The following is an 11,755-nucleotide window of genomic DNA, read 5'->3' as shown; positions in this document are numbered from 1 at the left end:
TATCAATTTATTAATTCGTTAATCGACAGCCCATTTAATTCATTACGAAATCAGTCTATTGAAAAATCACTCAATCTGTTTATAAATCATTCGATTTTCCGATTATTCAAATCATTAATTCTATAATCGCTTCATCGTTTAATTACGCTGTCGAGTAATAAATCGAGGGCAAATAAACGCCTAAAATTTCTCCTGCACACTACTTTTTCACGAGGTGGCAGCAAGTGGCGTCGATTTGGCAGCAAGTGGCTTCGCTCACTGGAATACAGCACGTTACTTTAGCCTGTAACTTTGCAGCATGAAACGTCGGGAGGTAATCGACCGCCATTTTAGCTCGCCCGGCTCGCATTCATATCTGCCCCTGTTCAGGGCAGATTTTATTTGCGACATGGCAAATAGCAAGCTGTATTTTTTGCTGCACGGAAACCGTTTTGCTGCAAAAAATGCTTGCCCCACAAGGGAGGGCGCACCCTCCGAAGTCGGTTGCTTTTGGCAATTATTTGAGTGATGATTGAATGGGCGGCAGGATACCGCAACGACGGATTGTACCACTAAAAAATCCGACGTATGAATGAAAATGCAAGTAACACCCCGAAACGGGGTAAAGGGGGGCGAGCCCCGAAGAATGATCCGGCTAATTACCGATACTCGGTAAATTTTACAGCCGTAGAACACGCCCGATTTCTCACGATGTTTGAGCAATCAGGATTGCAATCGAAAGCTCGTTTTATCGCTGCCCGTGTCTTTGGCGATGAGTTCCGAGTTGTAAAAATCGACCGTTCCACTATGGAATACGTTACCAAACTCACTTCTTTTTTTGCACAGTTCCGCTCCGTCGGAGTGAATTACAACCAAGTTGTAAAGGAGTTGCACAGCAATTTTTCGGAGAAAAAAGCATTGGCTTTGCTCTATAAATTAGAAAAAGCTACCGTTGATTTGGTCGAAATAGGGAAGAAAATTCAGGAGTTATCAGAAGATTTTAAGGCTAATTATTTAGCAAAATAACAACGAAATGGTTGCGAAAATAAACATCGGAAGCAACCTGTACGGTGCGTTGGCATACAATCAGGAGAAGGTGGATGAAGGTCTGGGAAAGATTCTCGGAGCCAATCTTGTCTTTGAACCGACCGACGGAAAGTTCAATGTTTCGGAGTGTATGGATGATTTTATGCAGTTTGTTCCGGCTCATTTCCGTACTGAAAAGCCTGTATTCCATGTATCTATCAATCCGCACCCCGATGACCGGCTAACCGATGAGCAACTGACGGACATCGGACGGGAATACATGGAACAGTTAGGATATGGCAACCAACCTTACCTTATTTTCAAACATGAGGACATTGGGCGGGAGCATATACATATCGTGTCGCTTCGGGTGGATAGCAACGGAAAGAAGATTGACGACTACAAAGAACACGAACGTAGCAAGGAGATAACCGAGCATTTGGAACGCAAATACAACCTCAATCCCGCAGAGGGGCAAAAGCGCAGCGAGCAATGGGAACTTACGCCTGTCGATGCTTCCAAAGGCGATTTGAAAAAACAGATTGCAGCCGTTATTAAACCGTTGGCTTCCATGTATCACTTCCAGTCAATGGGAGAATACAAAGCTGTCCTTTCTTTATATAATATTAATGTAGAGGAACTCAAAGGCGAAGTGAAAGGAAAACCCTATCGAGGTTTACTGTATTCGGCAACGGACAGCGAGAGAAACAAAGTCGGCAATCCGTTGAAGTCTTCCATTTTCGGAAAGTCGGTCGGTTATGACGGACTGGAAAAGCGCATGGCAAAATCCACTGAACGTATAAAAACTAAGAATCTGAAAATACATACCTTGAAAGCTGTATCGGAAGCTAAACAAAGTAGCCCCAGTGAAAGCGAGTTCCGAGCGAAGCTAAGACAGCAGGGTATTGATGTACTATTCAGGCGGAACGATGAAGGGCGTATTTATGGGGCGACATTCATAGACCATACTACCCGTACCGTTTTGAACGGCTCACGTTTGGGTAAGGATTATTCGGCTAATGTTTTCAATGACTTGTACGGCGGTAAGCAAGAGCAGGTACAGGAACCGATGCAAACTTCCAACCTTTCTGATGTGTACAAAACTAATAATCAACAGGACAACACACAAAGTCCTGATAGTGGACTGGGTGGTATTTTCTCAATCCTTTCTCCCGAACCGGAGAATCATCCGAAAGATGAACAGCCGTTACCACGACGCAGGAAAAAGAAAAAGCGCAGGTATGGGCGGCAGATGTAGTCGAAAATTAAAATTGCCCCGAAAGTTCATGTGGAATTATCAGGGCAAAACTATGGTTCTTTCTTATTTTATAGAACTGAAAAAGGCTTTAACTCGTTTGTCTGTTAATAAAGACTTATTGTTTTTCCAATATTCATATGCCTCTTGAATGGAACCCATAGGAATGCCTGCGTCAAAATACGGCTCGCCGGGAATCCTGAAAGGAAGAGGAGCAACGTGTTTACTCTTTGTGATTTCTTCGGGAACGAACTTATTTCGCTTTATTGCTTCCGCCAAAAGAGATTTCAATTTGCCATTCTCATTGTTTATGATTGCAAGCAGTAATCTTCCATAAACAAATTCAATACCCCAATCATCCTTATGCTTTCTCAATAATTTGGCAGCTGTTTCATAGTCTTTCAGAGCGAAATAACATTCCAATAACAAATATCTCACGCCTTGATGGTCATCTTCATTATAACCAAGTATTTCGGAATAGAGCAGTATTGCTTCCTCATATTGTTTTCTGTCCTGATGCTCCATTCCTAAAATGTGGCAAGACCGTAAAAATGGACGATTATCCAAGTTACTCCAACGTAGCTTATGTTTGGATTGCTTCAATTCTTTTGGAAAACACGATTTTCCGATAAGGTATGATTTTTCTGCTGTCAAGAAACTTTCAAAAGACTTTTTCTGATTCTTGAATGCAATGCTTAAATGATTGTAAGCGTCGATATGATATGGGTGCTTCTTGATAATTTTCTTGAAAATCTGCTCTGCCTCCACATCATTATAGTCTAACAACTCAACACCCTCATAATATTCATTATACGTTTCCTCATTGTCAATGGAGGGCGGAAATACAAATTCCCATTCGCTTTCGTGGAAATTGACTACCTTTGGTTTTTGCGCTACCATATTTGTTTTTATTTATATTTCAATTACGAACCAACTTATTTTCCCAAGCATTTTTGTTATCATCATTGGGAACTGCAATAACTAAGATTTTGCTTGGTCGTGTCATTCCAACGTATGCGATTCTTAATTCTTCGCTTGCCGAAATGGATATATTTTTATTGAGTAGTGTTTTATATGCACTACCAATGCCTTTAGTCTTCAATATTAAAAGAACAGCTTCAAATGTTTCTCCTTTCACACTATGCACCGTGCCATATCTGTAATTTTTCTCAATAATCTGTTTGTCTTCATTTAAAAATAATTGGGGAAACGAAAGGCGTAAGCCGTCTTTATGAACACGTAATTCAAAACCACAATTATTTTCTTTTAGAGCCTTGTTTGCTGCATCAACCCACTCTCCAATAGAAATATTTGTTCGAGGAAGCAGATTTATAAAAGCATGGATTTGGCTTTTAAAGGTAACAAATCCCATTTGAGCAATTGCATCATTAATATCATCCTCTGAACAATAAGATAAATTGCTCAAGGTTTTCAATAAGATTCGCTCCAATATTTTAAAGCCGTCTTTGAAACGCCCGTTATCATATAGGAATTTTCCTCTTGCAAATTCTCGCGTATGACTATCTACCCATACATTAGTACCAAAAGTAATTTCAGGAATGCCAAGAATTTCATTAACGATGCTTTTACTTCGATAAATTATCGCGGTAGATTCTTTAGACACATTGATTCCCTGTTGCTGGCATTCATCAATAAAGTCAGATACTATCTGAGGCAAATTGCTGTTATATGTAATTACTTTAGGTCGATGAGCAAATTCCCGGACTTGCTCGTTTACAGAAACAGAAGCATCACTCAAAGAAGAAATTCCAAAAGTGAAACCACAGATATTTTGCGAACTTCTTCGGTTTTCATTCAGTATAATGGAGTTTTCCCATTCGTCATATTTTTGAGTGAGTAATTCCGGTCTTGCGTCATTCCATTCAAAAATAGCTTGGTCTGGATCGCCGACAAGCATTATTTCACTCAATCCGTTTTCAATGAGTATATCAATTATTTTCATCTGAATATCAGATGTGTCTTGGGCTTCATCTACTATCAAATAAGGAAATCTGACGGCAATAGCTTTGGCGATTTGAGGATATTTTTCAAGGATTTTCATCGCAAAAAAGTTTGCATCATTTTGTGTGGCATACCCCGCTTTATTATAGCGCTTCTTTGCTCCTGTAATATATTTGTTTTGCTGCCAATTAGCATTCATTTTTGTTGCTTGAATGGCATACATACTACCATCAATAGCGTAACTTATATTGTCAAATAGAGTGCTACTAAAGTCTTTTCCACTCCAAGTCCCATGAGGTTCACCAACTAAAATAGGCCTTCCTTTACATCCTAAGATTAAATGCCCAAAGGGAAGGAAAATGTATTTGTTTACAAAGCTGTCGATAGTCCCAAGAAAATGGGGATATGCGATTTTACTAATACTAAATTTCTCGTTGCACTTTTTCTCTATTTCTTGCCATGCAACATTTGTAAAAGAAAGCACGGCTATTCCCTCATGTCTCTTTTTCCAATCATGGATTAATCGAGCTAATCTTGCACCTACACAATAAGTTTTTCCACTACCCGGACAGGCTCTCACAACAAATTTTCCTGATTTGTTGAATACAATTTCTCGTTGACTATCTGATAGCGTTCTAAACATTCGATTATTCTCCTTTCGTAGCGTATTTTATAGCATTTTGGAGATATGTAGGCACAACAAACGCATTTCTCGCATTTTCGTCCGAAGCCAATTTCACAGCCAATCTATGTGCTAATTCTGATTTTGCCTTATTTGAAATAACTTTCTCTAAGAAATTTGTCGCATGAATTTTTACGTCAGCATTTTCAATAATTCTACCCGCTGCGACAGGATGCATTTCCTTGAATATTTCTATGAGAATATCTTTGTTTCCTGCAATGAAAAGTTCAAATTCAAATGTTTGTTCTGCCAAAAACACTTTTAGATTCTTTCTTTCAAGTTCACTGGCTACCTTTGCTCTTGAAGCAATTTCGTCCGTTTCTTTATCTCTATCATCATCGGTAATCAAAGAGCATCTTGTTTTCAAATTTTTGTCATTATCATCATTGTTAAACAAATTAGCAAAATGAGAGAATGCGACACCATTTAAATTGACTAATTCAACTCCAGCACTTTCGATATCGTACTTTCCATTCTCTTCCATAATTTTGCTAAAAATCGGTAGAAGTAATGATTCCGAAATACCCTCAACTAAAATCACCCCATTAGAAAAGAATAGTTGCGACTTTGTTACATCTAAGAATTTATGCAAGTATTTTCGGTTATCTCCTGACAAGCCTGATTTGTCAAGAGATAAGGCAGACACTTTATTATCCTGATTCTGCAAAACCACAACGGACTTCAAATCTGACTTTGCTGTGATTGTCGGAGAGTGTGATGATATGAATATTTGAAATCCTTGCTCCGTATCAAGTTTATTCAGGTATTTAAAGAAAAGATTTTGTAGTTGCGGGTGTAGATGGGCTTCGGGTTCTTCTATAAGTAGGGCTGCATAACTTTCCTTGTTGAGTTCTTTTCGTTGTTTCAAATCCCCTAAAACAGTAGCTGTATAAATTAGGTTGTTATATCCAAGTCCGTTTTGATATAGTTCGAAATGCTTCTGCTTTGATGAATCGCCTTCAAGCAATTCATCAGTGTAGATAGGCATTTGAATTTTTAGATTATCTACTAATCGGTTAAAATCAAATGGGAGAAACAAAATTTCAACTTGCTGTTGTTTGCTCGCAAAGCTCGTTTCTCTCAAATGTTCGTTTATTTTTTCTTTCCCTTTGCCAATGTGTTGTGTCCAATCAGTATCACTATCAACTGCTTCACGAACCTTTTTTGCAATCTCTTTTTTCTTTTCTTTATCGGTTTCAGCGTTCGGATCAATTTGAATATTGGCATATAATTGCCCTAAACGGTTTCCCCTGATTGGGCGCAAATGATTTTCTGCATCTCGTAATGCGTCCAAATGAACATGATACAAAAGAATTAAGATCTCTGGAGCGATTGCCTGTCCTTCATTTGTTCCTCCCCATACCTTATACCTGATTCTTTCCTCTTCATCAAGATAATAGCGGAAATGTAATTGCAAATCCTGTGTTCCGTCTTCTTGAACACTCAATAAATCGTTGAACCAACCCGCTTCAGCTGGGTCTTCTATTTTAAAATGCAAGTGAAATTCTATATCGTTTAGGGTATCACTTATTTCGGTTTTTTCTATATGAAAGTCAGGATACGAGATATAAATGTCCCTTTTCTGATTACCGTAACTTAAACAGATGCGTAAAGCGTCAATAATCGCCGTTTTACTGGAGTTGTTTTCTCCGATAAGTACGTTTAGCCCTTTGCTAAAGTGAAGAGCTAAATCGGCAATTCCCCTAAAGTTTTTTATAATGAACTTTTCTATATACATAGTTTTATTGATGCTTATAAGTTGTTGATTATTCGTTAAACTTTAACACATCTGCAAAGATAAGGTATTTTATAGTATTCGGGGTTAATTTTCATATAGACAAGTGCCACAAGCAGCCAAACCGAAGCCACATACTGCCACCTAAAGCAAAACTGCATAAAACCTCACATATCCCCTATACTTTCGCTTCTTAAACAATTTAATTTTTAAGAAAATGCAACAAGAAGACGATTTAAGAGGACTTGCTAAAGTCATGGAGTTTATGCGGGCAATCAGTATTTTGTTCGTGGTTATGAACATATACTGGTTTTGCTATTATGCCATTCGAGAATGGGGAATCAACATCGGAGTAGTAGATAAGATTCTACTGAACTTTGATCGGACTGCCGGATTATTCGGCAATATTCTCTACACGAAATTATTTGCCGTTGTTTTCCTTGCTCTTTCCTGTTTGGGGATAAAGGGCGTTAAAGAGGAAAAAATCACTTGGTCGAAAATCTATGTTTTTCTGACAATAGGTTTTATCCTGTTCTTTATGAACTGGTGGATACTCGACCTGCCGTTAACCGCATCGGCGACAACAGGTTTTTATATCCTGACAATGGTAGCAGGTTATCTGTTCCTATTGGTTGGCGGATTATGGATCAGCCGTTTGCTCAAGAACAATATGTTCGACGACGTTTTCAACACAGAGAACGAGAGTTTTATGCAGGAAACTCGGTTATTACAGAGTGAATATTCTGTGAACTTACCTACAAAGTTTTGGTACAAGAAAAAGGAATGGCGGGGTTGGATAAACGTAGTAAATCCTTTTCGTGCCAGTATTGTGTTAGGTACTCCGGGTAGTGGAAAATCATACGCCGTTGTTAATCAGTACATTAAACAGCAAATTGAGAAAGGATTCTCGATGTATGTGTATGACTTTAAATTCCCCGATCTCTCTACAATCGCCTATAACCATTTATTGAACAATCAAATGGGCTATACTAAAGTCCCTACCTTTTATGTGATAAACTTTGACGATCCGGCACGTTCACACCGTTGTAATCCGATCAATCCCGATTTTATGACGGATATATCCGATGCTTATGAAAGTGCCTACACAATCATGCTCAATCTCAATAAAACATGGGTGCAAAAACAAGGCGATTTTTTTGTGGAATCCCCGATAATTCTGTTTGCTTCTATAATTTGGTATTTACGCATTTATCAGAACGGAAAATATTGTACGTTCCCTCATGCAATTGAGTTCCTGAATAAACGTTATGAAAATATTTTCCCAATTCTCACCTCATATCCTGAACTAGAAAACTATCTTAGTCCTTTTATGGACGCATGGTTGGGAGGTGCTGCCGACCAATTAATGGGACAGATAGCCAGTGCAAAAATCCCACTATCCCGTATGATTTCACCCCAGTTGTACTGGGTTATGAGTGGCGATGAGTTTACGCTTGATATAAACAATCCTGATGATCCGAAAGTGTTGGTTGTCGGTAACAATCCCGATAGGCAGAACATCTACGGTGCGGCATTGGGACTTTACAACTCTCGTATCGTGAAATTAATCAACAAAAAGGGACAACTGAAAAGTTCGGTAGTCATTGACGAGCTGCCAACAATTTACTTCAAAGGATTGGACAACCTGATAGCAACCGCCAGAAGTAATAAAGTTGCAGTGCTTTTAGGGTTTCAAGATTTCAGCCAATTAACAAGGGATTACGGCGACAAGGAAGCGAAAGTAGTGATGAATACGGTTGGTAATATTTTCTCCGGTCAGGTAGTAGGCGAAACAGCCAAAACGCTTTCTGATCGCTTTGGAAAAGTATTACAAAAACGTCAGTCTATGACCATCAATCGTAATGATAAATCAACTTCTATCAGTACCCAAATGGACAGCCTGATACCTCCGTCCAAAATATCCAATCTTACACAAGGTATGTTTGTCGGTGCGATTTCTGACAACTTTGATGAACGTATCGAGCAGAAGATTTTCCATTGTGAAATCGTTGTGGATAATGCGAAAGTTGCTGCCGAAACAAAGGCGTATCAATCCATTCCTGTAATTACTGATTTCACAGACGAAAACGGAGAGAATAAGATGAAAGAGCAGATACAACTCAACTATAACCGTATCAAGGAGGAAACGAAACAGATTGTTGCCGAAGAATTGGAACGAATAAAAAATGACCCTGCGTTGGCTCATTTGTTACAGCAAGGGGAATAAATGTAAAATGTAAAAAAGAGCGTAGTTTTTTAATCTTCTACGCTCTTTTAATCATGCTGCTCATTTTCGTTTTCCGCTTTTTTCTCTTTGAGAGAGAGCACTTCCTGCAGCGGTCTTGCTTGTAGCACTTGTTCGCCCATCTCTCAAAACTTTAGAAGCGGCTGTGGCAGCGGATTTACTGGTAACTTTTTTAGCCATACCTGTAAAATTTAGCTTTCAATCCGAACAATGCAGGTGGATTGATTCCTGCTTAAAGTTATTTTTCTGTCGTACTCAACCTTATAAATGATTACTTCAAAAAGAAAAGATTGATTTTAAGAACTTCTTCCATCTCTTTTTCTTTTTAGGTCTTTTTGTAACAGAACTAACGCTCTCATTTTCTTTATTGTAATACTTTGCTTTTCGCTTTTCATCATTTGCCCTGCCGAATTGAATTTCTTCTTTATCCCATTCTCTGGCATAAACGATTTCGTTCCTTTTAATCCAGTAATGAGATTGACAATTAAAGTTCCAATTGCCTATAGAAGGAGATAAAGAAACCGTTTTTCCATCGAATATCAACTTCCAATCCGTAGGAGAAATAGGCGTAACCACTTCATTTCCACAGCCACACACGCACTTGTGTATGGCTGTGCAGTATTTCAGAGAAATATACAACACATCATCTTCGACAGCATCGGGAATAATCTCGACAAACCTATGTTGCATCATCGTTGATTATTTTTGAAGTCCCTATCGTAAAAATGCTATTGTGCTCACATTCTTGATCAACATAAAAGCCAATTAATTTTTTCCACTTGATTACAGCGAAACACGCATTTAGCGAATTGAGTTCGGCTATTTGAATGTTTGTTACATAATCGTTATTCTCACTGTCTTCTGCAAATACTCTTGTGGAAAAATGGTCGTTTTTTGCTTTAGTTACAGTCGTTACCCTTGTAGCTCCACGCAACTTATCATCTACGGTTTCTACACCCAAACCAACGTCAATACAAGGTATGCCTGCGTGAATTAAGTACTTAACTATCATGTTACGAACACTGTTTTTATCAACGCAAATAAAAACAAAAGACATTTGGTCGAGCTCTTGGATATTGTCTTTCAGTACATAATAACTGTGAGGGATTATATGCTTGTGCATATTAGCGTAAATACCGGAAAGATATTCAGCCTTCCTTTGATTCTTATTTAAATCATCAATTGAAGCAGCTCCCGGAGAGCGAAACGCATTATGTTGATCGAAGTCGTCTCCATCGAAAATGTGAATTTCGGAAACAGGAGTTTTGGCTATCAAATCCAATACATAAGCACCAGTTCCGCCCAGCCCGATAATAGCGATTTTTTGCCCATTAAATTTAGAGTTAATCAAGTCTATATTTGCTCTACTTGAGTTAGTGTCAATGTACTGAAAAACCGTTTCATTTGCATTGTCAGGTATGACTTTGAACGTTTTTTCAGTTACTGTACTATCCGAGTACTTAGCGGGAGCTGAAATAATATCTGCATACCGTTTCACCTTTTCGTAGTAATTAGGATAGCCTTGCTGAGGCTTATTCGAGAAAGAGCGATTTATTGCTATGCCTCCAAAATTCTTGGCTGAATTATCGTGTTGTATTGCAGTTATTATCGTCCCGTCGTCATTACAAGGGTTGTCTCCAATAAAATAAATAACATGATTATCAGGAGTGGCAGTAGTGGTTCCATTCTTCAAAGTAAGCGTGCTCACTAGTATTCCGTACTGTATAGTCTTATCGCTTCTTACATAGGGAATATGGTGGACAAGTAAATGTCCACCACGAACCTCTATTTCGTAACCTTCGTCTCTAAGACGCTTAAGGTCTTGACTATGATTTATCAGTTGCTGTGACATCGAATATCATATTATTTTTAACATCAACAACTGATCCTTTCACCATAGAACCTTCCCTGTTAGGCTTAGGCCCCTTACTATAAGTAACGGTATAACCCTTATTCGGATTATTGTCGTAGGAACCGAATGCCAATACAATGACTTGTTCAAAAGATATGGTAGCCTGCGACCAAGCCTTTTCACGAGCATTTACTATGATTTTAAACTCCTTTTGTTTGGTTTTAGAAATGAAGTGTTCTGCACCCGGACGAGCTAAATCAACAATTTCATCGTCTTCAATGAAATCATCGTTCCAACCATCAGGAATATCAAGATATAGTTCATCATTATGCGAAATCCCTCCTAACTCTCGAATTTGTACGCCACGGATATATTGCTTGTACCAAACAAAAGGAACTCCATTGATAGTGAAGTGCAATTTCTTTTTCACAAAAAAATACTCCGTTTCCGGTCTTGCTATATTTACTCGCGTATCGTTTTCTATCAGTTCGTCATTATACGGCTTACTAATAGATAGAAACAATTCGGTTTCCAAAGGAATGCCCGCTAATTGCTTCAACTCTGCACCTGTCAGGTATTGCTCACAGGTTTCATACTCTTTTCCCTCAATAACAAACTTCAAGGGGATTTTTTCTTTTTGCGTATCCGGCGCCCCGTCATGTACATTCATACTCAATTTATTTAATTAATTTGTATTTTAGCTATTAAGCCGACTATTCCCATTGAAGGTTGGTTGCGACTGATGACCATAATATATTATCTCTGCTTTTACTCTGTATATGTTAAACTTGAAACCTCTATAAAACCATAACTCGCTCTTATCACTCCAATCGAAAGCTTTGCAGGAGCTTTTGTCTTTTAATGAAGTCTTGCTATAAGTTATCATATCGGTCATTATCTATTCTCTGCATTAGTTTAACCATTATACTCATAAGCGTGACATTTTTGCTAACTTTGCAGAAAATTAGCAGTTTATCGTAATTGGTCACGCTTACGAGTATATTAATATAGATTGTCAA

The 11,755-nt window shown here is 38.4% G+C and carries 9 protein-coding genes; 3 read left to right on the top strand and 6 right to left on the bottom strand.

The genetic code is table 11. From position 1 onward, the window contains the following. Positions 1 to 567 precede the first annotated feature (567 nt). A complete protein-coding gene (gene mobA / locus EJN84_RS02505) occupies positions 568 to 1,005 on the top strand; it encodes a conjugal transfer protein MobA (RefSeq protein ID WP_129593959.1) in 438 nt (145 codons plus the stop codon). 7 nt (positions 1,006 to 1,012) lie between these two features. Further along, positions 1,013 to 2,263, top strand: coding sequence for a conjugal transfer protein MobB (gene mobB / locus EJN84_RS02500; RefSeq protein WP_129593958.1), 1,251 nt, complete (start codon positions 1,013 to 1,015; stop codon positions 2,261 to 2,263). 63 nt (positions 2,264 to 2,326) lie between these two features. Here mobB and EJN84_RS02495 read toward each other — a convergent pair whose 3' ends face one another. The 3 genes from EJN84_RS02495 to EJN84_RS02485 are packed head-to-tail and all read right to left on the bottom strand — an operon-like array spanning position 2,327 to position 6,642. Beyond that, positions 2,327 to 3,160: a tetratricopeptide repeat protein gene (locus tag EJN84_RS02495; protein ID WP_129593957.1), complete on the bottom strand. Its 834-nt coding sequence runs from the start codon at positions 3,158 to 3,160 to the stop codon at positions 2,327 to 2,329. 19 nt (positions 3,161 to 3,179) lie between these two features. Beyond that, entirely contained in the window at positions 3,180 to 4,865 is a 1,686-nt protein-coding gene (locus EJN84_RS02490) for an ATP-dependent helicase (RefSeq protein WP_129593956.1), read from the bottom strand. A gap of 4 nt (positions 4,866 to 4,869) precedes the next feature. Continuing rightward, entirely contained in the window at positions 4,870 to 6,642 is a 1,773-nt protein-coding gene (locus tag EJN84_RS02485; RefSeq protein ID WP_129593955.1) for an ATP-dependent nuclease, read from the bottom strand. 214 nt (positions 6,643 to 6,856) lie between these two features. Between EJN84_RS02485 and mobC the strand changes: the two genes are divergently transcribed. Further along, complete coding sequence (mobC, locus tag EJN84_RS02480) at positions 6,857 to 8,866, top strand: conjugal transfer protein MobC (RefSeq protein ID WP_129593954.1); 2,010 nt, start codon at positions 6,857 to 6,859, stop codon at positions 8,864 to 8,866. Between the two features lie 294 nt (positions 8,867 to 9,160). Here mobC and EJN84_RS02475 read toward each other — a convergent pair whose 3' ends face one another. The 3 genes from EJN84_RS02475 to EJN84_RS02465 are packed head-to-tail and all read right to left on the bottom strand — an operon-like array spanning position 9,161 to position 11,406. Beyond that, positions 9,161 to 9,577, bottom strand: coding sequence for a DUF6527 family protein (locus EJN84_RS02475; protein ID WP_129593953.1), 417 nt, complete (start codon positions 9,575 to 9,577; stop codon positions 9,161 to 9,163). Continuing rightward, positions 9,564 to 10,736 carry a ThiF family adenylyltransferase gene (locus EJN84_RS02470; protein ID WP_129593952.1) on the bottom strand — a complete coding sequence of 391 codons (1,173 nt, stop codon included), beginning with the start codon at positions 10,734 to 10,736 and terminating at the stop codon, positions 9,564 to 9,566. The genes EJN84_RS02475 and EJN84_RS02470 overlap by 14 nt, the downstream gene beginning before the upstream one ends. After that, positions 10,711 to 11,406, bottom strand: coding sequence for a multiubiquitin domain-containing protein (locus tag EJN84_RS02465; RefSeq protein WP_129593951.1), 696 nt, complete (start codon positions 11,404 to 11,406; stop codon positions 10,711 to 10,713). Before EJN84_RS02465 ends, EJN84_RS02470 begins: the two co-directional genes overlap by 26 nt. Positions 11,407 to 11,755: the final 349 nt, after the last annotated feature.

This window comes from Seramator thermalis (genome assembly GCF_004138125.1).
GTDB lineage: Bacteria > Bacteroidota > Bacteroidia > Bacteroidales > Dysgonomonadaceae > Seramator > Seramator thermalis.
The sequence above is the reverse complement of the archived record's forward strand: the minus strand, read 5'-3'. Positions and strand labels throughout refer to the sequence as shown.

Excerpts from the sequence above, each read along its gene's own strand:
- mobA (WP_129593959.1), top strand. The coding sequence starts at position 568 with ATGAATGAAAATGCAAGTAACACCCCGAAACGGGGTAAAGGGGGGCGA.
- EJN84_RS02495 (WP_129593957.1), bottom strand. The coding sequence starts at position 3,160 with ATGGTAGCGCAAAAACCAAAGGTAGTCAATTTCCACGAAAGCGAATGG.
- mobC (WP_129593954.1), top strand. The coding sequence starts at position 6,857 with ATGCAACAAGAAGACGATTTAAGAGGACTTGCTAAAGTCATGGAGTTT.
- EJN84_RS02475 (WP_129593953.1), bottom strand. The coding sequence starts at position 9,577 with ATGATGCAACATAGGTTTGTCGAGATTATTCCCGATGCTGTCGAAGAT.
- EJN84_RS02465 (WP_129593951.1), bottom strand. The coding sequence starts at position 11,406 with ATGAATGTACATGACGGGGCGCCGGATACGCAAAAAGAAAAAATCCCC.
- EJN84_RS02485 (WP_129593955.1), bottom strand. The coding sequence starts at position 6,642 with ATGTATATAGAAAAGTTCATTATAAAAAACTTTAGGGGAATTGCCGAT.
- EJN84_RS02470 (WP_129593952.1), bottom strand. The coding sequence starts at position 10,736 with ATGTCACAGCAACTGATAAATCATAGTCAAGACCTTAAGCGTCTTAGA.
- mobB (WP_129593958.1), top strand. The coding sequence starts at position 1,013 with ATGGTTGCGAAAATAAACATCGGAAGCAACCTGTACGGTGCGTTGGCA.
- EJN84_RS02490 (WP_129593956.1), bottom strand. The coding sequence starts at position 4,865 with ATGTTTAGAACGCTATCAGATAGTCAACGAGAAATTGTATTCAACAAA.